Annotated in this window: 33 protein-coding genes and 1 tRNA gene; 13 read left to right on the top strand and 21 right to left on the bottom strand. The window is 66.3% G+C overall.

Annotation, left to right across the window (positions count from 1 at the left end; translation table 11 throughout):
* Window positions 1-159 precede the first annotated feature (159 nt).
* From DZC73_RS09310 to DZC73_RS09255, 13 genes are all read right to left on the bottom strand, one after another.
* Window positions 160-552: a hypothetical protein gene (locus DZC73_RS09310; RefSeq protein WP_124539947.1), complete on the bottom strand. Its 393-nt coding sequence runs from the start codon at window positions 550-552 to the stop codon at window positions 160-162.
* Window positions 549-689, bottom strand: coding sequence for a hypothetical protein (locus tag DZC73_RS29660; protein ID WP_161974517.1), 141 nt, complete (start codon window positions 687-689; stop codon window positions 549-551). The genes DZC73_RS09310 and DZC73_RS29660 overlap by 4 nt, the downstream gene beginning before the upstream one ends.
* Before the next feature lie 25 nt (window positions 690-714).
* On the bottom strand, window positions 715-1,134 hold the full coding sequence (locus DZC73_RS09305) for a hypothetical protein (protein ID WP_124539946.1): 420 nt from the start codon (window positions 1,132-1,134) through the stop codon (window positions 715-717).
* A gap of 21 nt (window positions 1,135-1,155) precedes the next feature.
* Window positions 1,156-1,536 (bottom strand): tautomerase family protein, encoded by a 381-nt coding sequence (locus DZC73_RS09300; protein WP_124539945.1) that lies wholly within the window; start codon window positions 1,534-1,536, stop codon window positions 1,156-1,158.
* Window positions 1,537-1,629: 93 nt separating this feature from the next.
* Window positions 1,630-2,112, bottom strand: a complete 483-nt coding sequence (locus tag DZC73_RS09295; RefSeq protein ID WP_124539944.1) for a methyltransferase family protein — start codon at window positions 2,110-2,112, stop codon at window positions 1,630-1,632.
* Window positions 2,113-2,124: 12 nt separating this feature from the next.
* Window positions 2,125-2,634 (bottom strand): hypothetical protein, encoded by a 510-nt coding sequence (locus DZC73_RS09290; protein ID WP_124539943.1) that lies wholly within the window; start codon window positions 2,632-2,634, stop codon window positions 2,125-2,127.
* Window positions 2,635-2,640: 6 nt separating this feature from the next.
* Window positions 2,641-3,021 (bottom strand): RidA family protein, encoded by a 381-nt coding sequence (locus DZC73_RS09285; protein ID WP_124539942.1) that lies wholly within the window; start codon window positions 3,019-3,021, stop codon window positions 2,641-2,643.
* A 187-nt stretch (window positions 3,022-3,208) separates the two neighbouring features.
* Window positions 3,209-3,284, bottom strand: a tRNA-Thr gene (locus DZC73_RS09280).
* 25 nt (window positions 3,285-3,309) lie between these two features.
* A complete protein-coding gene (locus DZC73_RS09275) occupies window positions 3,310-4,320 on the bottom strand; it encodes a class 1 fructose-bisphosphatase (RefSeq protein WP_124539941.1) in 1,011 nt (336 codons plus the stop codon).
* Between the two features lie 33 nt (window positions 4,321-4,353).
* Window positions 4,354-7,050, bottom strand: coding sequence for an aminopeptidase N (pepN, locus tag DZC73_RS09270; RefSeq protein ID WP_124539940.1), 2,697 nt, complete (start codon window positions 7,048-7,050; stop codon window positions 4,354-4,356).
* Window positions 7,043-7,726 carry an HAD family hydrolase gene (locus DZC73_RS09265; protein WP_235835051.1) on the bottom strand — a complete coding sequence of 228 codons (684 nt, stop codon included), beginning with the start codon at window positions 7,724-7,726 and terminating at the stop codon, window positions 7,043-7,045. The genes pepN and DZC73_RS09265 overlap by 8 nt, the downstream gene beginning before the upstream one ends.
* Window positions 7,727-8,831, bottom strand: a protein-coding gene (gene prfB, locus DZC73_RS09260) for a peptide chain release factor 2 (RefSeq protein WP_124539939.1) whose coding sequence is annotated in 2 segments (ribosomal slippage) — window positions 7,727-8,749 and window positions 8,751-8,831 — 1,104 coding nt in all. Because the reading frame shifts where the segments join, the coding sequence is not laid out codon by codon here.
* 61 nt (window positions 8,832-8,892) lie between these two features.
* Complete coding sequence (locus tag DZC73_RS09255; RefSeq protein WP_124539938.1) at window positions 8,893-9,804, bottom strand: alpha/beta fold hydrolase; 912 nt, start codon at window positions 9,802-9,804, stop codon at window positions 8,893-8,895.
* Window positions 9,805-9,943: 139 nt separating this feature from the next.
* Here DZC73_RS09255 and DZC73_RS09250 point away from each other — a divergent pair, with 139 nt between their 5' ends.
* Window positions 9,944-10,459, top strand: a complete 516-nt coding sequence (locus tag DZC73_RS09250; RefSeq protein WP_124539937.1) for a GNAT family N-acetyltransferase — start codon at window positions 9,944-9,946, stop codon at window positions 10,457-10,459.
* 6 nt (window positions 10,460-10,465) lie between these two features.
* Here DZC73_RS09250 and DZC73_RS09245 read toward each other — a convergent pair whose 3' ends face one another.
* The gene (locus DZC73_RS09245; protein WP_124539936.1) at window positions 10,466-11,587 is read right to left on the bottom strand and encodes an HD-GYP domain-containing protein; all 1,122 of its coding nucleotides are present in this window, start codon (window positions 11,585-11,587) and stop codon (window positions 10,466-10,468) included.
* A gap of 133 nt (window positions 11,588-11,720) precedes the next feature.
* Between DZC73_RS09245 and DZC73_RS09240 the strand changes: the two genes are divergently transcribed.
* The 3 genes from DZC73_RS09240 (at window position 11,721) to DZC73_RS09230 (ending at window position 16,891) form a co-directional block, all read left to right on the top strand.
* The gene (locus DZC73_RS09240) at window positions 11,721-12,788 is read left to right on the top strand and encodes a DUF4424 family protein (protein WP_161974516.1); all 1,068 of its coding nucleotides are present in this window, start codon (window positions 11,721-11,723) and stop codon (window positions 12,786-12,788) included.
* A gap of 162 nt (window positions 12,789-12,950) precedes the next feature.
* The gene (locus DZC73_RS09235; protein WP_235835050.1) at window positions 12,951-14,642 is read left to right on the top strand and encodes an acyl-CoA synthetase; all 1,692 of its coding nucleotides are present in this window, start codon (window positions 12,951-12,953) and stop codon (window positions 14,640-14,642) included.
* Window positions 14,643-14,647: 5 nt separating this feature from the next.
* Window positions 14,648-16,891 carry a PAS domain-containing hybrid sensor histidine kinase/response regulator gene (locus tag DZC73_RS09230; protein WP_124539933.1) on the top strand — a complete coding sequence of 748 codons (2,244 nt, stop codon included), beginning with the start codon at window positions 14,648-14,650 and terminating at the stop codon, window positions 16,889-16,891.
* A gap of 12 nt (window positions 16,892-16,903) precedes the next feature.
* Here DZC73_RS09230 and DZC73_RS09225 read toward each other — a convergent pair whose 3' ends face one another.
* From DZC73_RS09225 to DZC73_RS09215, 3 genes are read right to left on the bottom strand one after another with little or no spacing between them, the layout of a single operon-like run.
* Window positions 16,904-17,113 (bottom strand): hypothetical protein, encoded by a 210-nt coding sequence (locus tag DZC73_RS09225; RefSeq protein ID WP_124539932.1) that lies wholly within the window; start codon window positions 17,111-17,113, stop codon window positions 16,904-16,906.
* 58 nt (window positions 17,114-17,171) lie between these two features.
* The gene (locus DZC73_RS09220; protein ID WP_124539931.1) at window positions 17,172-17,408 is read right to left on the bottom strand and encodes a helix-turn-helix domain-containing protein; all 237 of its coding nucleotides are present in this window, start codon (window positions 17,406-17,408) and stop codon (window positions 17,172-17,174) included.
* 1 nt (window position 17,409) lies between these two features.
* Entirely contained in the window at window positions 17,410-17,937 is a 528-nt protein-coding gene (locus DZC73_RS09215; protein WP_161974515.1) for a DUF2975 domain-containing protein, read from the bottom strand.
* A gap of 107 nt (window positions 17,938-18,044) precedes the next feature.
* On the opposite strand from DZC73_RS09215, the gene DZC73_RS09210 reads away from it, so the two are divergent.
* The 3 genes from DZC73_RS09210 to ybaK all read left to right on the top strand — a co-directional run bounded on the left by DZC73_RS09210 (window position 18,045) and on the right by ybaK (window position 20,304).
* Window positions 18,045-18,662, top strand: coding sequence for a hypothetical protein (locus DZC73_RS09210; RefSeq protein ID WP_124539929.1), 618 nt, complete (start codon window positions 18,045-18,047; stop codon window positions 18,660-18,662).
* 81 nt (window positions 18,663-18,743) lie between these two features.
* The gene (locus DZC73_RS09205) at window positions 18,744-19,802 is read left to right on the top strand and encodes an aldo/keto reductase (RefSeq protein ID WP_124539928.1); all 1,059 of its coding nucleotides are present in this window, start codon (window positions 18,744-18,746) and stop codon (window positions 19,800-19,802) included.
* Window positions 19,803-19,815: 13 nt separating this feature from the next.
* Window positions 19,816-20,304, top strand: coding sequence for a Cys-tRNA(Pro) deacylase (gene ybaK / locus DZC73_RS09200; RefSeq protein ID WP_124539927.1), 489 nt, complete (start codon window positions 19,816-19,818; stop codon window positions 20,302-20,304).
* On the opposite strand, the gene DZC73_RS09195 is transcribed toward ybaK, so the two are convergent.
* Entirely contained in the window at window positions 20,232-20,483 is a 252-nt protein-coding gene (locus tag DZC73_RS09195) for a hypothetical protein (protein WP_124539926.1), read from the bottom strand. The two genes, ybaK and DZC73_RS09195, sit on opposite strands and share 73 nt — an antisense overlap.
* Window positions 20,484-20,687: 204 nt before the next feature.
* Between DZC73_RS09195 and plsY the strand changes: the two genes are divergently transcribed.
* The 3 genes from plsY to DZC73_RS09180 are packed head-to-tail and all read left to right on the top strand — an operon-like array spanning window position 20,688 to window position 22,112.
* Entirely contained in the window at window positions 20,688-21,380 is a 693-nt protein-coding gene (gene plsY, locus DZC73_RS09190; RefSeq protein WP_124539925.1) for a glycerol-3-phosphate 1-O-acyltransferase PlsY, read from the top strand.
* Window positions 21,377-21,742, top strand: coding sequence for a RidA family protein (locus DZC73_RS09185; RefSeq protein ID WP_124539924.1), 366 nt, complete (start codon window positions 21,377-21,379; stop codon window positions 21,740-21,742). Before plsY ends, DZC73_RS09185 begins: the two co-directional genes overlap by 4 nt.
* 10 nt (window positions 21,743-21,752) lie before the next feature.
* Window positions 21,753-22,112: a glutaredoxin family protein gene (locus tag DZC73_RS09180; protein ID WP_124539923.1), complete on the top strand. Its 360-nt coding sequence runs from the start codon at window positions 21,753-21,755 to the stop codon at window positions 22,110-22,112.
* A 3-nt stretch (window positions 22,113-22,115) separates the two neighbouring features.
* On the opposite strand, the gene DZC73_RS09175 is transcribed toward DZC73_RS09180, so the two are convergent.
* Together DZC73_RS09175 and DZC73_RS09170 are read right to left on the bottom strand one after the other, a co-directional pair.
* Window positions 22,116-22,298: a hypothetical protein gene (locus tag DZC73_RS09175; RefSeq protein WP_124539922.1), complete on the bottom strand. Its 183-nt coding sequence runs from the start codon at window positions 22,296-22,298 to the stop codon at window positions 22,116-22,118.
* A 26-nt stretch (window positions 22,299-22,324) separates the two neighbouring features.
* A complete protein-coding gene (locus tag DZC73_RS09170; RefSeq protein WP_124539921.1) occupies window positions 22,325-23,215 on the bottom strand; it encodes an SPFH domain-containing protein in 891 nt (296 codons plus the stop codon).
* Between the two features lie 110 nt (window positions 23,216-23,325).
* Between DZC73_RS09170 and DZC73_RS09165 the strand changes: the two genes are divergently transcribed.
* The 3 genes from DZC73_RS09165 to DZC73_RS09155 are packed head-to-tail and all read left to right on the top strand — an operon-like array spanning window position 23,326 to window position 24,921.
* Window positions 23,326-23,715, top strand: a complete 390-nt coding sequence (locus DZC73_RS09165; RefSeq protein ID WP_124539920.1) for a GFA family protein — start codon at window positions 23,326-23,328, stop codon at window positions 23,713-23,715.
* Between the two features lie 7 nt (window positions 23,716-23,722).
* On the top strand, window positions 23,723-24,514 hold the full coding sequence (locus DZC73_RS09160) for an ankyrin repeat domain-containing protein (protein ID WP_124539919.1): 792 nt from the start codon (window positions 23,723-23,725) through the stop codon (window positions 24,512-24,514).
* A 53-nt stretch (window positions 24,515-24,567) separates the two neighbouring features.
* A complete protein-coding gene (locus DZC73_RS09155; RefSeq protein WP_198414813.1) occupies window positions 24,568-24,921 on the top strand; it encodes a ribonuclease E inhibitor RraB in 354 nt (117 codons plus the stop codon).
* Here the strand turns inward: DZC73_RS09155 and DZC73_RS09150 are convergent.
* Window positions 24,918-25,544 carry an L-threonylcarbamoyladenylate synthase gene (locus tag DZC73_RS09150; RefSeq protein ID WP_124539918.1) on the bottom strand — a complete coding sequence of 209 codons (627 nt, stop codon included), beginning with the start codon at window positions 25,542-25,544 and terminating at the stop codon, window positions 24,918-24,920. The genes DZC73_RS09155 and DZC73_RS09150 overlap by 4 nt on opposite strands.
* Between the last annotated feature and the right edge of the window lie 34 nt (window positions 25,545-25,578).

Here is a 25,578-nt window from a genome sequence, read left to right as displayed (position 1 = left end):
CGCGTTCACTCATGGCGAGCGCGGCGTCAAGCGGTCCCGAACGCGGCCTTCGCCAACAATGCGCAGCGAAGGCGGGCGATGCTAGGGCCGTGCCTGCGACTTCAGCAAGAGACTGGCCTCACAGGGCAAAGGGCCTGCGAGGATTGGGGCTTCAATCCGTCAGAGCCATCCACCGAGGAGAGCCAGCACGGCGGCCACCAGCAGGCCGATCCACCCAGGGTGTTTTCCCTTGGTACCGATGAATACCAAGGCGGAGCTGGCGAGCAGGCCCGCGACGATGGCGATGAGCATCGGATGGGTGGGCCATGCTGTTGCGGCCGGCAGGGACAGCATGAGGAGGACGGCACTCAAGGCCCAGCCGATGAGCGTCACCAGGTGCCAGCTCACCCACAGGATGCGCACGTGCGGCTCGCGAAGCTGGGGGCCGCATTGCGTGGGGATCCATCCGTTGCCGGTGCGCAGCCGCTGGAAGATCAAGCGTTCGCCGAAGATGGAGTGGACGAGGCCGACGACGATGGTGACGAGGCCCGAGGCCGCGAGCCAGCCGTTCACGCGGCCCGCCCGTCGAACGCCGCGCGGGTCGGCAGCAGCGCCTTGTCGATGAAGAACCAGCGTGCGCCGCCGAAGCCGATGGAGACCAAGACCATCAGCCACGGCCTGGGGCGATAGGGAAGACTCAGGATGTTCATGGGTTGTTGGAATCCTGGGGCGGGTTCAGGCCAGAGAATCACGCACCTTGGCCAGCCAAGGGCTTGCTTCCTGCGCGAAGGATTCTGGGGGTGTTTGCAAACAGACCTGGGCACGCAAATCGGCAAGCGGCACGAAGGCCGTGGACAACGGTGGCAGGGAGTCCTTGAGCAGGTCGAAGCGTGTCTCGATGGCTGTGTCCGCTTCATGCAACCACTTGAACACGGCGGCATGCTTGCCTGTTCCATCTGTGGTGCAGATGGCGGCGCCGTTGGCGGAGAGGCCCAGAACGGCCGATGCGCCGGAGCCGACTTGAACGATCAGCACATGGTCGGCACCGCCGAATTCGCGCTTCACCAGGCGCTGCACCCGTCTGGCGCGGATGCTGGTCATGTGCTGGGTGTACTGGCTCGCGAGGGAGGCCAGCGCGTCTGGATCAATGCTCATCTCGCAAGGTCTCCGCGGGCACTATGCATGCGGAACCCGTCCACCCGCGGGCGACCAGTTCTCCCAAGGAATGTCCTGAAAGACGACCATCAGGTTCTCGGTGTCGAAGCCGTTCTCGGAAAGCCGTTTGGTGATGCCGGCAAGGATCTGCTTCTTGACCTTCACGCTGCGGCCTGCGCCGAGAACGATCTCCACCAGCACGAAGTCTGCGGTACGGCTCGTCTGCAGGTCAGGAAAGGAGGCGTCGAACTGGAAGTTCTCCTCCTCCAGTTCGAGCACCCGATGGAAGCGGTCGTTCGGGCTCACGCCGATGTCGACGAGGGAAGCCTGGATGGCGCCGAGAACCTGGGCCTTGAACTGGGCGGTCTTGGGCTTTCGAACGGTGATGGTGACGATGGGCATGGCGTGGCTGGAATCAGTCTGGAGTGAGGAAGCTCGGCGAGTCGACGGACGCCTTTGGTGGTTCGTATCGATTCATGCTGTTCCCCTGGATGCCTAGACCCAACGGCGAACTTCGGCCTTGAACGATTGATACGCTTGCCCATGCAGCGCTTCCAGGTACCGCTCTTCCGGAAGGATGACGCCGAAGTGCACCACCGCAACGAAGACGAGCGTGGCCGCGGCAAAGAACCAGCTGCCGCCCACCAGGCCGAAGCCGGCCAGCAGCCCGGCCATCCCGACGTACATGGGATTGCGGCTGAAGCGATACGGCCCCTCGCGAACGACGGTGACGGCGGGCGACGTCGGGCGCACAGGCGTTCCGGCCTGCTTGAACGTGCTGGCGCTCCAGCCCAGAAGGAACAGGGATGCGGCCAGGAGGACCACGCCGGCAGCCACGCCGATGATCGAACTCGCAAAGTGTCCGAACCATGCTAGCTGCGCGACGGTGCTGGCCACCACCAAGCCGATGAGAAGGAACGGCGGCGGAATCAGCATCCCGACTTTCTTGCGCTCGTTCGATGGGGTTGAATCCGGCATGCACTGCTCCCGTCAATTCGGACAGCCATAGTGCGGCGGCTCATCCACCGGCACCCACGGCCATTCCGACTGCTTCTTGATCGCCTGGCGAGCCGCTGCAAACTCTTCTTCCGTGAGGAACAGTCCGCCAAGGTCATTGCCGCCATAGAGCGCGTAGAACTTGTGGGACGAATTCTTCAGGTTGGCGTTGACCAGCGCGAAAAAGGCGACGGTGGCGCGTTGCCATCCGTCGCGATTGCTCGTGCCGCGCCCCCAGATCGGAAATCTCAGTTCCGCGGCACGCACGGCGTAGCTCCCTGAGTCGCTGTCGATCTCTTCGGTCACCTCGATGGGCGACCTGGTGTATTGCAGCAGTTGGGGGGTCAATTCCCGGTATGCGGCTGCGATGCCTTGTTCCGCCAGATCTTCCGCATCCAGGTGGATGAACTGGTCGTAGTTCAGAGGATCGCCAGCGGACGGTGGGTCTGCCGCGGGCTTGGGGGCCGAGAGCATCGACTTGAGTCGTTCGATGAATGGCTTCATGGCCCTTCAAGCCTGCGCGATGGCCGCAATCGAAACCTTGAGACCCGGGATGCGTGCAGGAAGCTTGGCACCCTGCCGAGCCGGCGGATCGACAGGAAACCACCGAAGGTATTCCTCATTCATCCCCGGAAAATCATCCTCGTCCGCCAGCACGATGGTGATGCTCACGATCTTGTCCATCGAGCTGCCGGCGGCGTCGAGGATGGCCGCGATGTTGGTGAGGCACTGCCGTGTCTGCTCTTGAATCGTGGTGCCAACGATGGTGCCTGTCGCGGGATCGTGCGGCGCCGTGCCGGACACGAAGACCAGGCCTGCGGCTTTGACGGCCTGGCTGTAGGCGGCGGGTGGCTTTGCAGCCTGGGTGGTGAAGACGATCTCGCGAGGCATCTGGTCTCCCTTGCCGCTGCTGCGGCGCCTGAATGCGAAGCGTGGCTCTCGGGGGAGTCTAATGCCGCAAGTTCCCCGGCATCTTCTCGCAGTGTCGCCTGACGAGGCACCCTTGGGCCTCTGCGGCCGCCAAAGCAAAAGGGCCTGACTTTCGTCAGGCCCTTTTGTGTTACGCCATATCCATGTCTGGTGCCGGTGAAGAGAGTCGAACTCCCGACCTTCGCATTACGAATGCGCTGCTCTACCAACTGAGCTACACCGGCGTAGCCCGCGATTATAACCAGACTTTCAGGCAACCTCGTGGTGGTAGCCCGTGACGCGTTCCACTTCGTTCTTCGACCCCAGGAACACCGCCACCCGCTCATGCAGCTTGCCGGGCGCCAGCTCCATGATCCGACGCTTGCCGTCGGTGGCCACGCCGCCGGCCTGCTCGACGATGAAGCTCATCGGGTTGGCCTCGTACATCAGGCGCAGCTTGCCGGCCTTCTCGGGCTCGCGCTGGTCCCAGGGGTACATGAAGATGCCGCCGCGCGTGAGGATGCGGTGCACGTCGGCCACCATGCTGGCCACCCAGCGCATGTTGAAGTCCTTGCCGCGCTCGCCCGTCTTGCCGGCCAGGCATTCGTCCACGTAGCGCTTCACGGGCGGCGCCCAGTGGCGCATGTTGCTCATGTTGATGGCGAATTCCTTGGTGTCCTCGGGAATCCGCATGCCTTCTTGCGTGAGCACCCACGAGCCCTGCTCGCGGTCCAGGGTGAACATGGCCACGCCGTCTCCCACGGTCAGCACCAGCGTGGTCTGCGGGCCGTAGATGCAGTACCCGGCCGCTTCCTGCTGGATGCCGGGCTGCAGGAAATCGCGTTCGCTCACGCCCTCATGGCCGCCGGGCTTCTTCAGCACCGAGAAGATGGTGCCGATGCTGACGTTCACGTCGATGTTGCTGGAGCCGTCCAGCGGATCGAACAGCAGCAGGTATTCGCCCTGGGGGAAGCGGTTGGGCACCACGTAGATGCCTTCCATCTCCTCCGAGGCCATGGCCGCCAGGTGGCCGCCCCATTCGTTGGCTTCGATCAGCACTTCGTTGGCGATGATGTCCAGTTTCTTCTGGATCTCGCCTTGCACGTTCTCGCTGTCGGCGCTGCCCATCACGTCGCCGAGCGCGCCCTTGTTGACGCTGATGCTGATGCGCTTGCAGGCGCGGGCGACGACTTCGATGAGCAGGCGCAGCTCGGCCGGGATGTGGCCGTGCTGTCGCTGCTGCTCGACCAGATACTGGGTGAGGCTGATGTGGCGGGGCATGTTGGGGGGATGTGAGAGTGGAGATTTCTTGTTCTAGGCGTCGGCCAATGCGCGCGTGACGATCTCGCGCACGTCGCTGGACAGGTCCGGCTTGGCCGCCACGCGGCTCACCGCCTCGCGCGCCGCGCTGCGGTAGGGCTCGGCCAGGCGGCTCCAGCGGTCCATCACGCGGGCCATGCGGGCGGCCAGCTGCGGGTTGATGCCGTCCAGCTCCAGCACGCGGTCGGCCCAGAAGACGTAGCCGGCCGCATCGCTGCGGTGGAAGGCCGCCGGGTTGCCCATGCACACCGCCGCGATGAGGCTGCGGGCGCGGTTGGGGTTCTTGATGGTGAAGTCGGGGTGGTTCATCAGCGCCTTCACGCGGGCGAACACCCGGCCGCCGGATTCGGGCGCCGTGGCCTGCAGGGTGAACCACTTGTCGATGACCAGCGGCTCGCCCTTGAACAGCTCATAGAAGCGTGCCAGCGCCGGCTCGGCCAGTTCGGAATGCGAGGCCAGCAGCGCCCACAGCGCGCCCTGGCGGTCGGTCATGTTGCTGGCGTCCTTGAAGCGCTGGTACGCGCGGCCGGGCCACACCGTGTCGCCACGCGCGACGGCATCCAGGCACAGCATGTTGAGCGCGAGGTTGGCCAGCCCGCGCTTGCCCACCGAGATGGGGTCGGGGGCGTAGCCGCCGGTGGCCTGGTTGGCCTCGAAGGCCACGGCCCAGTCGTCGCGCAGGGCCTGTGCCAGCTGCATGCGCATCGCCTCGCGGGCGGCGTGCACGCGCTGCGGGTCCACGCTCTCCAACTGCTCTGCGATGTAGATCTCGCTGGGCGGCGAGAGCAGCAGTTCCTTGAAGGCCGCATCCAGCGTCGGGTGCGTGAGCACGCCGCGCATGGCGCCGATGAAGGGCTGGTCGAGCTGCAGGTCGCCGTCGCCGCGCACAGCGGCCAGCAGGCGGGCCAGGGCCAGGCGCTGGCCGGCTTCCCAGCGGTTGAACGGGTCGGTGTCGTGCTGCAGAAGCAGCAGCAGGTCGTTGTCGCTCAAGCCGTCTGCCAGCGTCACCGGGGCGGAGAAGCCGCGCAGCAGCGAGGGCACGGGCTCCTCGTCGACGTTGACGAAGGTGAAGAACTCGCGGTTCTCCGACAGCACCAGCACCCGTTCCTGCGGGTAGGCACCGGAAGCGGGCAGGGCTTCGTCTTCCAGCTGCAACGCCAGCGCGCGGCCGTCGCGCGCCACCAGGCCCATGGCAATGGGAATCACGAAGGGCTGCTTCTCGGCCTGGCCGGGCGTCGAGCCGCAGCTTTGTTCCAGCAGCAGCGTGTAGGTGCGCGAGGGCGCGTCGTAGCGGCCACGAGCGGTGACGCGCGGCGTGCCGGCCTGCGAATACCAGCGCTTGAACTGCGGCAGCAGGCGAGCGAGCTCGCTTTGCGGGTTGGCGTCGGCAATCGCCTGCGCGAATTCATCGCAGGTCACGGCGCTGCCGTCATGGCGCTCGAAGTACAGCGTCATGCCATGGGCGAAGCCGTCGCGGCCGACCAGCGTCTGCATCATGCGAACGACTTCGGCGCCCTTGTCGTAGACGGTGGCGGTGTAGAAGTTGTTGATCTCCACGTAGCTGTCGGGCCGCACCGGGTGCGCCATCGGGCCGGCGTCTTCCGGGAACTGCGACAGCCGCAGCGTGCGCACGTCGTCGATGCGCTTGACCGCGCGCGCCGAGGCCGAGCCCGCCATGTCCATGCTGAATTCCTGGTCGCGGAAGACGGTCAGGCCCTCCTTCAGGCTCAGCTGGAACCAGTCGCGGCAGGTGATGCGGTTGCCCGTCCAGTTGTGGAAATACTCGTGGCCCACCACGCTCTCGATGCCGAGGTAGTCGCTGTCGGTGGCGGTGGCGGGGTTGGCCAGAACGTACTTCGTGTTGAAGATGTTCAGGCCCTTGTTCTCCATCGCGCCCATGTTGAAGTCGCCCACGGCGACGATCATGAAGCGCTCCAGGTCCAGCGGCAGCTTGAAGCGGGCCTCGTCCCACACCACGCTGGCGATGAGCGAGTTCATCGCGTGCTCGGTCTTGTCCAGGTCACCGCGGCGCACGTAGACCTGCAGCAGGTGGTTCTTGCCCGAGCGCGTGGTCACCCACTGCTCGCGGGCCACCAAGTCGGCGGCCACCAGGGCGAAGAGGTAGCTGGGCTTGGGGAACGGGTCGTTCCACTTGGCGAAGTGGCGGCCGTTGTCCAGCTCGCCTTGCTCCACCAGGTTGCCGTTGGACAGCAGCACCGGGTACTGCTGCTTGTTCGCGCGCAGCGTCACGGTGTAGACGGCCATCACGTCGGGCCGGTCCAGGAAGTAGGTGATGCGGCGAAAGCCCTCGGCTTCGCACTGGGTGAAAAAGCCGCCGCCCGAGGTGTAGAGCCCCGACAGGTGCGTGTTCTTCTCCGGCGCACAGGTGTTGCGGATCTCCAGCGTGAAGGGCCCGGCCGGCACGCCTTGCAGCGAGTCGATCACCAGCAGGCCTTCTTCATGTCGGAACGACACCGACTCGCCGTTGACCAGCACGCGGGTGAGGTTCAGGTCTTCGCCGTGCAGGCGCAGCGCCTGGGCGGGCACGTCCAGGTTGCGTTCGAGCTGCATCTTGTTGATGACCAGCGTCTTCGCGGGGTCCAGGTCGAAGGTGAGGTCGACGGACTTGATCCAGAACGCGGGGGCGCTGTAGTCCTCGCGGCGGATCAGGGGGGCGGTGCCTTCACGCATGGCTTGTCTCCTTCTTGTGAGCGTCGCGCAGCAGGGCGTCGACGTCGATCGCATTGAAGTCCTGCACGATCGCCAGGACGTTGTCGAAAGACCGGAATTCGGATTCGGGCAGGGACGTGGTGAGCGCCACGGCCTGCATGCCGCCGCGGCGTGCGCCCTCGACGCCCAGCGGCGCATCCTCGAAGACGATGCATTCTTCGGGCTTCACGCCGATGCGGCGGGCGGCTTCGAGGAAGATGTCCGGCGCGGGCTTGGCAGGCAGGCCGTCGGCGGGGCTGACCACGGTGTCCACCTGCGCATCGAGTCCGAAGCGGCCGAAGGCCAGCTGCATGTTCTCGGGCGTGGAGGCCGTGCAGATGGCCAGCTTCAGGCCGCGTTCGCGCGCGGCCGCGCGCAGCGCCTCGTAGCCGGCGATGAGTTCGAGGTCGTGCATCGCGATCTCGCGGTACAGCGCCTCCTTCTCATCGGCCATGGCGAGGTAGTCGTCCGCCGAGTGCCCGGGCACCAGCGTGCGCAGGATCTCGGCGTTGGCGCGCCCCGCCGTGGCGACGAAGAAGCCCATCTCGTCGTACGGCAGGCCGCGCTTCTCGTGGAAGAGCCGCCAAGCCTCGATGTGATGCGGCATGCTGTCGATCAGCGTGCCGTCGAGATCGAACAGGAAAGCCGCAATGGTCACTTAGACGCCCTGTTTGAGGCTGGCTTCGATGAACTGATCCAGATCACCATCGAGCACCTTCTGCGTGTTCGAGATTTCCACGTTGGTGCGCAGGTCCTTGATGCGGCTCTGGTCCAGCACGTACGAGCGGATCTGGTGGCCCCAGCCCACGTCGGTCTTGCTGTCTTCCAGTTTCTGTTGCTCGGCCATCTGCTTGCGCATCTCGTGCTCGTACAGCCGTGAGCGAAGCATTTGCCATGCCTCGTCGCGGTTGCGGTGCTGCGAGCGGTCGTTCTGGCACTGCACGACGATGCCGGTCGGGATGTGCGTGAGCCGCACCGCCGAGTCGGTCTTGTTGATGTGCTGGCCGCCCGCGCCGGAGGCACGGAAGGTGTCGGTGCGCACGTCGGCGGGGTTGATCTCGATCTCGATCGAATCATCCACCTCGGGGTAGACGAACACGCTCGCGAACGAGGTGTGCCGGCCGCCGGACGAATCGAACGGGCTCTTGCGCACCAGCCGGTGCACGCCGGTTTCGGTGCGCAGCAGGCCGAAGGCGTAGTCGCCCTCGATCTTGATGGTGGCGCTGCGGATGCCCGCGACGTCGCCCTCGGACTCTTCCATCACCTCGGCCTTGAAGCCCTTGCGTTCGCAGTACTTCAGGTACTGGCGCAGCAGCATGCTGGCCCAGTCGCAGGCTTCGGTGCCGCCAGCGCCGGCCTGGATGTCGAGGAAGCAGTTGGACGGATCGGCCGGGTTGTTGAACATCCGGCGGAATTCCAGGTCCTTGACGATCTGTTCGAGCTTGTCGGCCTCGGCCTCGATGGCCAGCAGGCCGTCGAAATCCTGCTCGGCCTTGGACATGTCGTAGAGCTCGGCGTTGTCGGACAGGTTGGACGTGAGGTGGTCGATGGTCTCGACCACGGTGTCCAGCGAGCGCTTCTCGCGGCCCAGCTCCTGGGCGCGCTTGGGCTCGTTCCAGACGTTGGGGTTCTCGAGGGCCGCGTTGACCTCGTTCAGCCGCAGTGCTTTGCGGTCGTAGTCAAAGATACCCCCGGAGGTCTTGCGTGCGGCGGGTCAGGTCGGCAATTCGGTTGCCGATGGCATTGATGTGTTCCACGTCCATGGTGAGAGCTCTTTCGATTTTTGAGCCCGCGATTTTGACATGGGGTGGGGTGGCCGCGGCCTCAGCGCAGGAATGCCTCCAGATGGCGGGCCAGTTCCTCGGGCTGGTCGTGGTGCAACATGTGGCCGGCGGGCGAGAGCACGTGGCGCTCCAGGCTGGCCAGCACCGCCAGCCGTTCCTCGAAATCCGAGCGCGGGTAGCGGTTGCCCCACCACTTGCTCACGTCGGTCTGGTCGCCTTCCACCCACATCACCGGGGCGGTGATGCGTTTCCAGCATTCCAGCACTTCGGGCTTCTGGTAGAGCACCGGGTTCGTGCGTTTGTGGGCCGGGTCGCCCAGGATCTCGTACTGGCCGTCCGCACGCCGCTTGGACCAATGCCCGGCCAGCCACTGGGCACGCTGTTCGCTCAGCAGCGGATTCGTCTTGCGCAACCGCCCGGCCACGGCGTCCAGGCTGTCGTAGGCACGCAGCTCCTGGGGCGTCTTCAATTCATCCAGCCAGGCGGCGTAGCGCTTGGGCGCATGGTGTGGCCTGGACTCCGGCAGGCCAAAGCCTTCCAGGTTCACCAGCCGGCGGATGCGTTCGGGCCGCACGCCGGCGTAGATCATGACCACGTTGCCGCCCATGCTGTGGCCCAGCAGGTCGACCACCTGGCCGGGCAGCATCTGGTCCAGCACCGATTCCAGGTCGCCCAGGTAGTCGGGGAACCAGTAGGAATCGGCAGCCGGCGCATCCGACAGGCCGAAGCCGCGCCAGTCCAGCGCGATGGCGTAGCGGTCGGTGGGCAGGGCGTCCATCATGAACTGGAAGGAGGCGGCCACGTCCATCCAGCCATGCACCATCACCAGTGGCGGGCGGTCCGGCGCGATGAGGCTGGCATCGCCCCACTCGAGCACGTGGTAGCGCAATCCGCGGACCTGGAGAAACCGGCTGCGGGCCTCGCGCCGCACGAGGTAGGGCTGTGCACTCATGGGCCGGACTATAGAAGCGGCGGCGAAAACGCGCTGTCGGCCCAGCGACAGCCGGCGGGCCAGCCAGGACGACCATCGGACCTGACCATTGACAGACTAGGGAGCCGGCTTTGTCCGATTGGCCCGAGAATGCGCGCCCATGAGTGCATTCACCATCCGCCCCGCCGAGTTGCGCGACGTGGCGCCCATCGTCGGCCTGATCCGCGAACTGGCCGAGTTCGAGAACCTGACCCACTTGCTGCAAGTCACGCCTGAGAAGCTGCGCCCGCACCTGTTCGGCGAAAAGCCCGTGGCCGAGGCCATGGTCGTGGAGGTGCCCGCCGAGGAGGTGGGCGAGGGGGAGAGCACCGTGGTGGGTTTCGCGCTGTACTTCACCAACTTCTCCACCTTCCTGGCCCAGCCGGGGCTGTACCTGGAAGACCTGTACGTCAAGCCGTCGCAGCGCGGCAAGGGCATCGGCGAGGCCGTGCTCACCCGGCTGGCCAAGCTGGCCGCCGACCGCCACTACGGCCGCTTCGAGTGGACGGTGCTCGACTGGAACGAAGGCGCCATCCGCTTCTACGAGAAGTTCGGCGCGACGGTGATGCCCGATTGGCGGGTGTGCCGGGTGGCGGGCGAGAAGCTGGCGGCGTTCGCCACCAAGCCCAAGGAGTGATCCGGCTCAGCCCTGGCCCAGCGCGGCCAGCTTGTCGCGCGAGATGCGCACTTTCAGCGTCTTGTCGCTGACCACGCTCACCACTGCGTGCTGACTCACGCCGGTGTCGCGGCGCACGGGTTCCATCAGCGCATCGCCCTGGCGGCCCATCAGGCTGGCGACCACCGGCGTGTTGGTGCTGGCGCCCCGCTTGACCACCACGCCCACTTCGCCCGAGGCCAGCCGCACGCAGGTGCCTGGCGGGTAGACGCCGAACTCCTTCACCAGCGCCGCGGCCATCGGGTGGCCCTGCTCATCGGTGAATACCTGGCGCGCCGCGTCATGCGGCGGCATGGCACCACGCGTGGCGCGGGCGGCCAGCTTGGCGGTGTAGATGTCCGCGCGGCGCAGCAACTGCGCCATCTCGCCGATCTCGACCATGCCGCTCGGGTAGCCCTTGCCGTCGGGCGATTCGTGGTGGTGGCCCACCGCGTCCAGCCAGTCCTGGTCTTCCACGCCTTGCGCCTGCAGCATCTGCATGCTCTTGAACGGATGCTCTCGGATGGCTTGCCGCTGCAGCGGCGTGACCGGCGTCGGCTGCAGCGACAGGCGGCCCTGCAGCTCGATCATCGAGATGTTCATCGTCATCGCCGCCTTGAACACACGCTGCACATCGTTGGCGTTCCAGCCCAGGCGCTGAGCGGCCAGTCGGCAGGCGATGGCCGCATGCATCGAATGCGACACACCGTACTGGGGGCCGGCGCCCACTTCCTGACGCACGATCTGGAAGATGGCGAGGTCGGGGTCGCGCTCCACCAGCGCCAGCACCGGCGCGCAGACCTCGTTCAGCGCGGCATTGAAGTTGGTGTGCACGGCGGCCTTCAGTGTGCGGCTCACGCGCTCGAAGGTCTGGTCCCACAGCCCGGGCAACTGGTCGGCACGGGCGGTGGCGGCGTCCGGACCGCGTGGCTTGAGTTCTTCGGTGTCCACCAGGGCGCCGCGCTCGAACAGCGCTTCCAGCTGCTCCTGGGTGGCGATCACCTGCCCGCAGGCCAGCAGCAGGGTGTGGTCTGCGTTTCGTACGTTGAACGGCAGCGGCATGCCCACCGTGATGCGCTGATGCACCGACGACAAAGGGCAGAATTGCATGGCATGCACCTCCGTGCTTATGCGGCGCCTTGTGTTGTTTGCGCCACGTGCCTCCCTGTTTTCGGCGACCGAAGCGGCCAACTTGATGGCCACTTCAAAAACTGGCCGGGGGTCCACCCTATGCTGCACACCCATGAACGCTGTTTTCCTGAGCGTGCTGCGCTGCGTCACGGCCGGACTGGCCCTGGGGGCGGTCCTGCATGCCCCCTCGCGGGCCAATGATTCCACGGGACGCATCGGCAGCACCGGCCTGGTGCTGCAAAAGTCCGACGCCATCGAGATGCGCGAGGAAATTCTCACAATTTCCGTGGATCGCATCAGCGTCCGCTACCGCTTCTTCAACGCCTCGGACGCCGACATCGAGACGGTGGTGGCCTTTCCCATGCCCGCTTTCGGCTGGAATCCGGGCATGGCGCAATGGGATGCGAACGTCGGACCGATGCGCGGCTTCAAGACCCTGGTGGACGGCGTGGAGAAGCCCGCGCAGGTGGACGTGAAGGCCTGGTTTTCCGGGCGCGAGATCAGCGGCGAACTGCTGTCGGCCGGGCTGGGCAGCAAGGACATCGTCAGCCGCCTGCAGTGCGATGCCGAGACCGTGGCCAACAAGTGCTGGGGCGATCTCAAGGCCACGCTGCTGCGGCGCGACCTCATCACGCCCCAGGGCTGGCCCAAGTGGGAGGCCCAGGAAACGGCCTACTGGACCATGGTGTTCCCGGCGCGCAAGGAGGTGCGGGTGGAGCACAGCTACACGCCGCTGGTGGGCGCGAGCTACCAGGTGCAAACAGGCAATGAGCCGCTGATTGCCGGCCACCCCTGGGCCAACTACGGCAACCGCGACACCAAGGAAGGCTGCGTGGACCAGAACACCACGCGCCAGGTGGATGCGCTGCGCCGCAAGCTGGCCGACGACAACGGCGTGATGCTGCGCAACGGCGTGGTCGACGAGGCGGCGCGCGGCAACTTCTGGCTGACGCTGCGCGATGTGGAATACGTGCTGGGCACAGGCCGCAACTGGAAGGGGCCCATCCAGCGCTTCGTGCTGCGCATCGAGAAGAAGACGCCGCAGCAGGTGGTGTCGCTGTGCTTTGCCGGCAAGCCAAGAAAAGTTGATGACAGGGGCATGGAGTACGAGGCGAAGAACTTCGTGCCTCAGGACTCCCTCGTCGTGTATTTCTACGACCTTGCATGGGAAGGCAAGTGAACATGAGCCCCCCAGTCGCTACGCTCCTGCCCCCACGGGGCGCCACCCGGCGGGCCGGCAAAGCCGGTCCCGCGGGCGTGGCTTGATGGGCGCAGACTTCGTCGCGCTGTAGGAGGAAGTCCGGGGTTTTCGTGAGGTCCCATGCACGTAAGCTGCCACACCATGCCTGACCTGTACGCTGATCTTCACGCCTCCTTCCGCTGGCAGGTTCCAGCCGACTTCAACATCGCCGAAGCCTGCTGCGGACGCTGGGCGCGCGACACGCCCACCGCGGTGGCGGTGCGCTACGAGCATGAGAACGGCGGCGCGGTGAGTCGCACCTATGCAGAGCTGCAGGCCGAGGCGAACCGGCTGTCGAACGTGCTGGCCGGGCTGGGCGTGGCGCATGGCGACCGCGTGGCCATCGTCATGCCGCAACGCTTCGAGACGGCGGTGGCGAACATGGCCATCCACCAGTTGGGGGCGGTGGCGATGCCGCTGTCCATGCTGTTCGGGCCGGATGCGCTGGAGTTCCGCCTCAACGACAGCGGCGCGCACGTGGCGATCGTCGACGAGAGTGCCGCCGACAACCTGCTGGTGGCACGGGCATCGTGTCCCGCCCTTGAGACGATCGTGGCGGTGGGTGCTGCGACGGGCCGTGGCGACCTGGACTGGGTCTGTGCGCTGGCGGAAGCCTCCGCCGAATTCACCCGCCGTGCCACCAAGGCCGACGATGCGGCCGTGCTCATCTACACCAGCGGCACCACCGGGCCGCCCAAGGGCGCGTTGATTCCGCATCGGGCGTTGATCGGCAACCTCTCCGGCTTCGTGTGCAGCCAGAACTGGTTTCCGCAGCATGACGCGGTGTTCTGGTCCCCCGCGGACTGGGCCTGGACGGGCGGCCTGATGGACGCGCTGCTGCCCACGCTGTACTTCGGCCGGCCCATCGTGGCCTACCACGGCCGCTTCTCGCCGGAGAAGGCCTTCGAGCTGATGCAGCGCTACCGGGTCACGCACACCTTCCTGTTCCCGACCGCGCTCAAGGCGATGATGAAAGCCGTGCCCGAGCCGAAGAAGCGCTACGAGCTGTCGCTGCGGGCCATCATGAGCGCGGGCGAGGCGGTGGGCGATGCAGTGTTCGGCTACTGCCGCAAGCAGCTGGACATCACCGTCAACGAGATGTTCGGCCAGACCGAGATGAACTACGTGGTGGGCAACTGCTCGCGCGTGGTGCTGGGTGATGGCCGTGTGCTGCCGGGCTGGCCCGCCAAGCCGGGCAGCATGGGGCGTGCGTACCCGGGCCACCGCATCGCCGTCATCGACGACGAGGGCCGCGAATGCCCACCCGGCACGCCCGGCGACGTGGCCGTGCACCGGCGTGACGTGCATGGCGAGCCCGACCCCATCTTCTTCCTCGGCTACTGGAAGAACGACGAGGCCACGAAGCGCAAGTACACCGGCAGCGTGGATGATTCGTGGTGCCGCACCGGCGACACCGCCACCATGGACGAGGACGGCTACCTCTGGTACCAGGGACGCAGCGATGACGTCTTCAAGGCGGCGGGTTACCGCATCGGGCCGAGCGAGATCGAGAACTGCCTGGTCAAGCACCCGGCGGTGGCCAATGCCGCGGTGGTGCCCAAGCCCGACGCCGAGCGCGGCGCGCTGGTGAAGGCCTACGTGGTGCTCGCTGCCGGCTTCGATGCGAACGCGCTGCTCGTCGAGCAATTGCAGGCCCACGTGAAGGGCAAGCTCGCGCCCTACGAGTACCCGAAGGAGATCGAGTTCATCGACGCCTTGCCGATGACGACCACGGGCAAGGTGCAGCGTCGCGTGCTGCGGCTACGTGAGGAGGCGCGCGCGCGGGGCGCGTGAGGTCGATGGCCTCCAATCCTGGTGGCGCGGACTCGCCCGGCGGATCGGCCACCGTTGCATTGCTTGAGTCGATCATCGGCCAGTCGCCCGTCGCAGTCCACGTGAAGGACCTGGACGGGCGCTACATCCTCGTCAACCGGCGGTTCGAGGCCTTGCATGGCCTCGCCGCCAGCGACGTCCTCGGCCGGGACGACAGCACCATCTACCCCGCCGACCATGCGGCGCGCGTGCGTGCCGTCGACCAGGAAGTCGTCGCGACACGAGCTTTGGTCGAGGAGGAAGAAGTCGCACCGTTGGACGAGGACACGTACTCGCTGCTTACCAGCAAGTTCCCCTTGCTCGATGCCGCCGGCGAACCATTCGCCATCTGCGGCATCTCCATCGACATCTCCGAGCGCAAGCGGGCCGAGGAGGCGCTGCGCCGCAGCGAGGAGGAATACCAGAGCACGGTCGAGGACGCCATCGAAGGCATCACGCGTGTCTCGCTCCAGGGGCAGATGCTGACCGCCAATCCGGCGTTCGCACACATGCTGGGCTACGACTGGGTGGACGAACTGCTGGACGCCATGACCGACGTGCGGCGCCACCTCTGGGTGAACCCGCAGGAGCGCGACGCCATCATGCTGACCCTTCTGGAGCACGGGTCTGTCGAAGGGCAGGAGATCGAGCTGCGCCGCAAGGACGGCGGCACGCTGTGGGTGTCGGCCAGCACGCGGCTGGTGCGCGACGCCTCTGGCAAGGCGCAATACGTCGAGACCTTCGCCAGCGACATCAGCGAACGCAAGCGCGTCGAGGCCGAACTCAGGATGCACCAGGACCACCTTGAGGAACTGGTCAAGGAACGCACAGCCGAATTGACGCAGGCCAAGGAAGAGGCCGAGATCGCGAATCAGGCCAAGAGTACTTTCCTGGCCAGCATGAGCCACGAGCTGCGCACGCCCTTGAACGCGGTGCTGGGCTTTGCACAGATCCTGCAGATCGACCAGAGCCTCACGCCGCGCCAGCGCCACAGCCTGGAAACCATCCAGCACGGCGGCGAGCAACTGCTGGCGCTCATCAACGACATCCTCGACCTGGCCAAGATCGAGGCCGGCCACATGGAGCTCGCCATCGCGCCGCTGCCGTTGCACGAATTCATCCGCGTCATCGCCGACATCATTCGCGTCAAGGCCGACCAGAAGAACGTGCACTTCCGCTGCGACATGGCGGCCGAGTTGCCGGCCGCCATGCAGGCCGACGAACGCCGGCTGCGCCAGGTGCTGCTCAACCTGCTGAGCAATGCGGTGAAGTTCACCGACCGAGGCGAAGTGCGTCTTCGTGTCGCGAAAGCCCGCGGCGATGCCACTGCGCTGCGATTCGAGGTCGAGGACACCGGCGTGGGTATCGAGCCTGAACACCTGGAGAAGATATTCCTGCCCTTCGAGCAGGTGGGCCGCGCGGCCAGCCGCGCCGGCGGTACGGGGCTGGGCCTGGCGATCAGTCGTCAGCTCGTGCGTGCGATGGGCGGCGAGATCCATGTCGACAGTCAGGCGGGGCAAGGCAGCTGCTTCTGGTTCGAACTTCGGCTGCCCGTTGTTGATGCACCGCTGATGAACAGCGCCGCACGGACGGAGGTCACCGGCTACGAAGGTTCCCGTCGCTGCCTGCTCGTGGCCGACGACGTACCGGCCAACCGTGCCTTGCTGGTTGAGCTGCTGGCGCCGCTGGGTTTCGTGATCGAGGAGGCCGGCGACGGCGAGGCGATGCTGGTGCAGGCGAGCGCCGCGGCGCCCGATCTGGTGATTGCGGACATCGTCATGCCGCGGCTGGACGGGCTGCAGGCGACGCAGCAGATGCGGCGCACGCCAGGCCTCGAAGCGGTGCCGGTGCTGCTGGTGTCGGCCACCGTCTCGGGCGCCGACAGCGACCGCTACCTGGCCGCGGGGGCCAATGCCTTCCTGCCAAAGCCACTCGACGTGCGGTCGCTGCTGCAGCGTATCGGCGAACTGCTCGACCTGCGCTGGACTTTCGCTCAGCCCGCGCCGATGCCCGATGGCGCTGCGCCGCTGGTACCGCCGCCGCAACCCACACTGCAGGCCCTGGCGCGCCTGGCCCAGCGCGGCGAGATGCGCGGCGTGCGCGAGGCGGCCAACCAGTTGCGCGCCCTGGGTGAGCAATACAAGCCCTTCGCAGACCGTCTGTTGTGGCTGGCAGAGCGCTTCGAGTCGCGTGCCATCACCGAGCTGATCCAGCACCACCTGCAGCCCTGAGCGTGGCCGGATTCACTCGGCCTTGCGCACGCGGCGGCGTTCTTCCTCGTACTTGTCGTAGTCAGGCAGCTTCGGGTCGGGCGTCGCCTGCGCGCCCGGCCGGTTGGCGGACTGCCGTGCGCTTTCGCGCATGCCTTCGTAGACCGCGCGGTCCCAGTTGATCTGCGCGCAGCCGCACAACAAGGCCGCCGCCAGCGTGAGCCAGGCGGTGCGTGAGCTCATTGACAAACCTCCGTGCTTTGCACTGCGGTGCGACCGCCTTCGGGCGGCCGTGCGGCGGTCATGCACCCTCCTCAGGCAGATGGTCCTCCGGCCCGGGCCGGTACTCCAGCAGGTCGCCCGGCTGGCACTGCAGCACCTCGCAGATGCGCGCGAGCGTGTCGAAGCGCACGCCGCGCACCTTGCCCGACTTGAGCAGCGAGATGTTCTGTTCGGTGATGCCCACGTGCTCGGCCAGTTCGCGCGAGCGCATCTTGCGCCGCGCGAGCATCACGTCGAGGTTGACCACGATCGGCATGTCAGATGAACTCGGCGTTCTCTTGCGCCAGCCGCGTGGCTTCCACCATCACCCACGCGATGCCCAGCAGCAGCACGCCGAAGATGATGAAGCTGTAGTCGGTGGACGAGATGCTGATGGTCAGCACCTTCTTGCCCGGCGGGTTGTTCATGGTGAGCAGCAGCACGTGCGCCGTGCGCGCCACGATCTGCGTCGCGGCCGCGCCGATGACGGCCCAGGCCAGGCGGCGCAGGCGCATCGAGGCGAGGTTGGTGAAGATGCGCCCCTGCGCGTACTCGCCGAAGAGGAACCACACCTGCAGCATGCCGAAGATGCCCAGCGACAGCGGCAGCAGCGACACCAGCGCGCCCAGCCACTGCACGGTCGGCGTGATGACGAAGCCTTCGGGCAGCAGCCCCAGGTCTTGCCGTGCGATGGTCTCGATCCACTCGGGATCGGCCCAGATCTTCAGGGTGAAGAAAGTGAACAGCGATCCTCCCACCAGCACCATGCCGCGCATCAGGCCGGCGATGCGGCGCACGCGGTCCATGGGGGTGGCTTCAATTCTCCCGGGCGATTTTCGTGACATGGCTTGCTTCTCGTGATCAATTCATTATTTAATGTAAAACAATAAAAACTCACTGTAAAGGAAGAAGCATGTCTTTGTTCATGCGCAGCGTGCTGATCGTCGGGTGCATCGTGCTGGTGGCCTTGTTGTCGGGTTGTATGCGCATCCCGCTGGGCTCGCTGTGGGCGCTCAAGCAGTTCAGCTTCGAGACCTTCGAGCCGGCCACCCTGCGCCTGGCGATGCAGTTGCCGCAGGGCGTGGCGCTGAAGTCCGGGTCGCTGGTGGTCGACTCCAAGATCAAGCGCGAAGGCGAGCCGCTGGTGGAGCATCACTTCGTGCTGCACGAGTCGAAGGACCGCAACGACTTCATCGGCCTGCCGCCGGTGGACGCCGCGCAAGGGCGCTGGGTGGTGCTGAAGTTCGATGCGGACGAGGCGGCGCGCATCCGGGCGATGCGCCAGGGCCTGGCCGCGCGCAAGACGGCGGATGCGGCCAGCGGCGTCAAGGGCAAGAACAGCGTGGAGATCGGCGCGGCGCCGAAGCTCTGCCGCACCGGCGCGGCGGTGAACGGCAGCGCGAAGGTGTCGGGCGCGCTGTACTGGGAGGTCGACAAGGGCTACGTGAAGGTGCTGCGCGAGACCTCGCTGGACGATCTGCTCAAGGACATGGACGACTCGAAGGATGTGGCAGCCATGCCGGTGTGCTGAGCGGCGAACATCGCATCGACTCTGCGCAGAACGACTCCCTGCGCACCCAGGGGAAGATGAAGCTGCGGCAAACTTGCGGGCATGCAAACCATCTCCCTTGGACGCAGCGACCTGCGCGTCACGCCCATCTGCCTGGGCACCATGACCTTCGGCCAGCAGGTCGATGAAGCGCACGCCCATCAGCTGCTGGACCATGCCGTCGAGCGGGGCATCAACTTCCTGGACACCGCCGAGATGTACTCGGTGCCGCCCAAGCGCGAGACCTACGGTGCCACCGAACGCATCATCGGCACCTGGTTCGCGAGCCGCCCCGGCATGCGCGACAAGGTGGTGCTGGCCACGAAGGTGGCCGGCCCCTCGCGCAACATGGACTGGGTCCGCAACGGCAGCGCCAACCTCACGCGCGCTGAAATCCTGCAAGCCTGCGACGACAGCCTGAAGCGCCTGCAGACCGACCGCATCGACCTCTACCAGATCCACTGGCCCAACCGCAATGCGCCGGCCTTCGGCGCCGTCTACTTCGACCCGAAGCAGGACCGCGAATTCAGCAGCATCCAGGAGCAGCTCGAAGCCATGGCCGAGCTGGTGAAGGCCGGCAAGGTGCGCCACGTCGGCCTGTCCAACGAGACGCCCTACGGCGTGGGCGAATTCGTGCGCATCGCCGAGCAGATGGGCCTGCCGCGCATCGTCTCGGTGCAGAACCCCTACGCGTTGACCAACCGCGTGGTGGACAACGGCCTGGACGAATCCCTGTACCGCCACGGCGTGTCGCTGCTGGCGTATTCGCCGCTGGCCTTCGGCGCGCTGAGCGGCAAGTACGACGAGAGCGGTGTCAACACGCCCGAGCCCATCGGTCGCATGGCGCTGTTCGAGACCATGAGGAAGCAGCGCTGGGCGCGGCCCGAATCGCTGGCCGCCGCGCGCGAGTACAACGCACTGGCGCGGCAGCATGGCCTCACGCCCACGCAGATGGCGCTGGCCTTCTGCTACCAGAGCTGGCGCGTGGGCAGCACCATCATCGGCGTGACCACGCGTGCACAGCTCGACGAGGACATTGACGCGCTGGATGTGAAGCTGTCGCCCGAGCTGCTGGCGCAGATCGACGCCATCCGCTGGCGGCTGCGCGACCCGGCGCAGTGAGGGCGGCGAGCGCATGGCCAAGAAGCCAACCCACGTCAGCGAGACGCCGGCCACGCAGTTCCTGCGGCAGCACGGCGTGAGCTTCACCGAGCACGTCTACGACTACGTGGAGCACGGCGGTACGTCCGAGTCGTCGCGCCAGCTGGGCGTGCCCGAGCACCAGGTGGTGAAGACCTTGGTGATGCAGGACGAGCGCGCGCAGCCGCTCATCGTGCTGATGCACGGCGACAAGCAGGTGAGCACCAAGAACCTGGCGCGGCAGATCGGCGCGAAGTCGGTCGAGCCGTGCAAGCCGGACGTGGCGCAGCGCCACAGCGGCTACATGGTGGGCGGCACCTCGCCCTTCGGCACCAAGAAGGAGATGCCCGTCTACGTGGAGGACACCGTGCTCGCGCTGCCGTCGATCTGCATCAACGGCGGGCGGCGCGGCTACCTGGTGGGCATTGCGCCGTCGGTGCTGTCGGAACTCTTGAAGGCGAAGTCGGTCAGTTGCGCGCTGTGATCGGCGTCGCCGCCGCCTTGCAGCACCGACTCGAAGCTGTCGTGCGGTTGTGATTCGATCGCCCAGCCGCCGGGTGCGGGGGCCGTCACCTGGCGATGCTCCAGGCACACCGCCACCGTGAGCAGGCCGGCGAGGATGGCCACACCCGCCCAGCGCCGCGGCCTGCGTGAACGTTGCACCAGAATGACCACTGGCTTTTCCATGACTTCCCTGTACTGCAAGCAACGCGCCAACATCGCGCCGGATGCGAACAGTGTCACGCGAGTCGGGGTGGTGCGCATGCGGGTTAGCGAGAGGGTGGCGACGCCAGATCGCACCGACGGCCGCGCGATCCGGCCCCGCCAGGGTGCACAATCTGAAGCCCCTGGGTTTGCATACACGACATGGAGACTGCCTACTCCGCCGCGGCCACGCTGGCCGCCTACCTCATCGGTTCGCTTTCGTTCGCCGTCATCGTCAGCCGCCTGATGGGGCTGAACGATCCCCGCACCTACGGCTCGGGCAACCCCGGCGCCACCAACGTGCTGCGCTCGGGCAACAAGAAGGCGGCCATCCTCACGCTGGTGTTCGATGCGCTCAAGGGCTTCGTGCCGGTGCTGCTGGTGAAGCTGTTCGGCGAGCGCTTCGGCCTGGGCGAGGGCACGCTGGCCCTGGTGGGCCTGGCCGCATTCCTCGGCCACCTGTGGCCGGTGTTCTTCAAGTTCGAAGGAGGCAAGGGCGTGGCCACTGCGGCCGGCGTGCTGCTGGGCATCGAGCCGCTGCTGGGGCTGGCCACGCTGGGCACCTGGATCATCATCGCCTTCTTCTTCCGCTATTCCTCGCTCGCGGCCATCGTGGCGGCGATCTTCGCGCCGTTCTACCAACTGCTCATCTGGGGCGGTGGTCCGGTGGCCGGTGCCGTGCTGGTCATGGGCCTGCTGCTCATCTGGCGCCACAGCGCCAACATCCAGAAGCTGATCAAGGGCACGGAGAGCAAGATCGGCCAGAAGGCCGCGCCGCCGGCCGCCGAACCGCATTCGCATCACAAGCAGGGACACCATGGCCACCGCGGCCATGGTCACGGAGCCAAACGATGATTCAGGGATTGAGGCGTTTCCACGTGGGAGACCGGCTGTCGGAGATGGCCGTCTTCAACAACACCGTCTACCTCGCCGGGCAGGTGCCCGACGACGCGACGCAGGACATCCGCGGCCAGACGCAGCAGGTGCTGGCGATGATCGACAAGCTGCTGCTGGAAGCGGGGACGGACAACGCGCACATCCTCATGGCGCAGATCTTCCTGGCAGACCTCGCCGATTTCGACGGCATGAACGAAGTCTGGGACGACTGGGTCGCGCCCGGCGACGCGCCGCCGCGCGCCACCGTTCAGGCCCGGCTCGCCAGGCCGGAATGGAAGATCGAGATCGTGGTGACGGCGGCGATCTCGTCGGGCGCGTGATGAGGCCGGCATGAAACTGCCGCTGCGTCGCCTGGCTCCGCTCGCGCTGCTCGTCGGTGCGGTCTGGGCCGGCACGGCGATGCTGGAGAGCTTTGGCGGCGAACGCATCGGTCGCGAGATGGCCGGCAAGGCGCAGTCGGGCGACATCGTGATGCTGTCGTCGGTGACCTGCGTCTACTGCAAGGAAGCCCGCGCCTATTTCAAGGCGCACCAGGTGCCCTTCGGCGAGTGCTTCATCGAGAAGGACGCGGCCTGCGAAGCTGCGTACCGCGCCTTGCAGGCGCCCGGCACGCCGGTGCTCGTGGTCAAGGGCGAGCGGCAGGTGGGGTTCAATGCCGAGCGGGTGATGCAGCGGCTGCGCCGGGGCTGAACGCTACTTCTGCTTCGGCTCCTTGGGCCGGCTCTTGCTGCCCAACCGATCCTTCAGCGCCTCGCGCAGCAGGTACTCGACCTGCGCATTCGCGCTGCGCAGCTCCGCCGAGGCCAAGCGCTCGATCTCGGCCCACAGGTCCGGATCGATGCGCAGCAAAAAGGACTTCTTGCCGGGGCTGGCCATGCCGTCTGCTCAGGGCGTGACCGCCGTCAGTTGTACAGCGTGCCCGTGTTGACCACCGGCGTCGCATCGCGGTCGGCGCACAGCACCACGAGCAGGTTGCTCACCATGGCGGCCTTGCGCTCGTCATCCAGGTCCACCAGCCCGCGTTCGGTGAGGCCCTTGAGCGCCAGTTCCACCATGCTGACGGCGCCCAGCACGATCTTGCTGCGCGCGGCCACGACTGCTTCGGCCTGCTGGCGGCGCAGCATCGTGCCGGCGATTTCCGGGGCGTAGGCGAGGTGGGTGAGCTTGGCGTCGACCACCACCACGCCGGCCTGTGCAAATCGTTCCTGCAGCTCGGCACGCAGGGCCATGCTGACCTCCTCGGTGCCCGACCGCAGCGTGGTCTCCCGGTGCACGGCCGGGGAGTTGTCGTCCATGTTGTCGTAGGCGTAGCTCGAGGCCAGGTGGCGCACGGCGGCCTCGGCCTGCGTGAACACATAGGCCTCGAAATCTTCCACGTCGAAGCTGGCGCGGGCGGTGTCCTGCACGTTCCACACCACGGCCGCGGCGATCTCGATCGGGTTGCCGCGCAGGTCGTTGACCTTGAGCTTCTCGCTGTTGAAGTTGCGCGCCCGCACCGACAGCCGTGCCTTGGCATAGAACGGGTTGGCCCAGCGCAGCCCGTCGTTGCGGTCGGTTCCGCGGTAGCTGCCGAAGAAGGTCATCACCGCCGCCTGGTTGGGCTGCAGCATGTACAGGCCGCCCCAGCTCCAGATGACCAGCAGCAGGCACAGGAAGGCAATCAGCAGCGTGGAGGGCGCGGGCCGGATCCACATGAGGAAGGCCGCGGTGAAGATCGACGCGAGGCCGACCAGGATGTAGTTGAAACCGTTGGTGGTCTGCGCTGCGCGTTCTTGCGCGGGTTGCCTGTCCATGAAGCACTCCAGAAGGATTGCAAAGTGATATCACTTTAGTGGCTTTCTGAGGCTGGTGTCAAGCAATGCATGCGACTCGGGCACACTCGCTCGCCAGGAGGGCTGATCCCATGATCGAAGGTTCATGCCATTGCGGTGCCGTCCGCTGGCGATTCGAAGGCGAACCCGATGGCGCCACCGCATGCAACTGCACCGTGTGCCGCCGCTACGGCGTGCTCTGGGCCTACGACTACGAGAACGAAGGCATCAAGATCTCGGGCGAGACGAAGTTCTATGCGCGAGGCCAGGCGATTGAATTCCACTTCTGCCCGGCATGTGCGTGCGTGGCGTTCTGGCGGGCAAAGAAGACGGATGAGCAAGGGCGCCGCCGCATCGCCGTCAACCTGAGGCTGGCGGAGCCGCAAGCGGTGGCTGAGATTCCCATCGACCATTTCGATGGTCTCGACACTTTCGACGACCTGCCGCGGGATGGACGCTGCGTGAAGGACTACTGGTTCTAGCGCAGCGATGTTCATCCCTCGATGCGCCATCGTGGTCGCGTTCAGGTTGTCGTGGGCATTCGCGACTGCGTGGGCTGCTCTGACGGCGCATGCGGCGCCAGCGTCCATCGATCCCGCCTGCCAGGCGCTCGCATCGCTCGATGGTGCTGGCCAGGTGTTCGAAGAGGCACGAACCGCCTTGCTGGCTGCACCGCGGATCTACCGGGCGCTGGGGGCTGATCGGCATCCCCTGCTCTTGAAGGTGCTGGCGGCGGGCGACGACCCCAACGGCTGCGGCTTGTCAGCGATGACTCCGTTGGCCATCGCCATCACCAGCGGCGATCTCGCGGCCGTGGACATCCTGCTGGCGCACGGAGCCGACATCGAACTCGATGGCGGCGGCGCGGGCTCGCCCCTGGCCACCGCGCTGTCATCCGGTCGTCTTGAGATTGCCAGCCACCTCACCGAACGAGGCGCCAACATCCACGCGCCCACCATCTTCGGCAACATGCTTCACCTGCTGTGCGCCAACTTGCAAATGAGCCGCGATGAGACGCGCCAGTTGCGGCTCGCCCGCCTGATGGTCGAGCAGGGCGTTCCGGCAGACGCACCCGGCCCCCGCGGCACCACGCCCTTGATGTGGGCCGTGATCAGCAAGAACCGGCCGATGGTGGCGTTCTTGCTGGAGCGTGGTGCCAATCCACTGGCGATGAATGATCGAGGCAAGACGGCCATCGACATGGCGCGCAAGCCGGGCAATGAACAGGTGCTTCGATTGCTGATGGAGGGCAAGGAGCGGATTTCCGCACCGACGCGCTGACTGGCACACTGCGTCCTTCGCAGCACATGGAATCGACACCAGGGAGGCCAGGCGTGATTGAGTTCGAAGCACTCGAAGAAATGTTCCAGAACATCGCCAATGGGCCCGGCTGGAAGATGGACGGCCCCATGCTGTGGGGCTACTTCTTCACCGACGAATCCCCTGAGCGGCTTGAACTTGCGGCCGGTGAATTGCAGCGTGCCGGCTATCGCGTGGTCGACCTCTTCGAGGCGGATGCGGAGGACGGCGAAGACGCCTATTTCTACCTGCACGTCGAGCGCGAAGAAATCCATTCGCCGCAGTCACTGCACGAGCGGAACACGGCGCTGTATGCCTTTGCGGATCAGCAGGGGCTGGCCAGCTACGACGGCATGGATGTCGGGCCTGTGCAGGCCTCGCCGCGTTAGCCCAAACCCAGCACCGCCGGATCGCCCCGCCCCTCTCGAACCAGCACCGGCTCATCCGCCGTCAGGTCCACCACGGTCGTTGGCTCCATCGGACACGCCCCGGCATCCACCACCGCCTGGATCACCTTCTGGAACCGCTCACGGATCTCGTGCGGATCGTTCATCGGCTCGGCCTCGCCGGGAGGGATGAGGGTGGTGGCGATCAAGGGCTGGCCGAGGATCGCTAGCAGCTCCTGCGTGACCCGATGGTCGGGCACGCGCAGCCCGATCGTCCGCCTTGACGGATGCGATACCCGCCGCGGCACTTCCTTGGTTGCCTCCAGGATGAAGGTGAACGGCCCCGGTGTGGCCGCTTTGAGCATGCGGTACTGCCGGTTGTCCACGCGCGCGTAGCTGGCGAGTTCGGACAGGTCGCGGCACAGCAGCGTCAGGTGGTGCTTCTCATCCACGCCGCGGATGCGCCGCAGGCTTTCCGCCGCGGCCTTGTCGTCCAGGTGGCAGACGAAGGCATAGCTCGAATCCGTGGGCACGGCGGCGACGCCGCCGGAGTGCAGGATCTGCGCCGCCTGCTTGAGCAGCCGCTGCTGCGGGTTGTCGGGATGGACCTCGAAGTATTGCGACATGGCCGCGCATTGTGCGCCGGCTTGGACGTTGCAA

The organism is Rhizobacter terrae, assembly GCF_003852895.1.
Taxonomy (GTDB): domain Bacteria; phylum Pseudomonadota; class Gammaproteobacteria; order Burkholderiales; family Burkholderiaceae_C; genus Albitalea; species Albitalea terrae.
The sequence above is the reverse complement of the archived record's forward strand: the minus strand, read 5'-3'. Positions and strand labels throughout refer to the sequence as shown.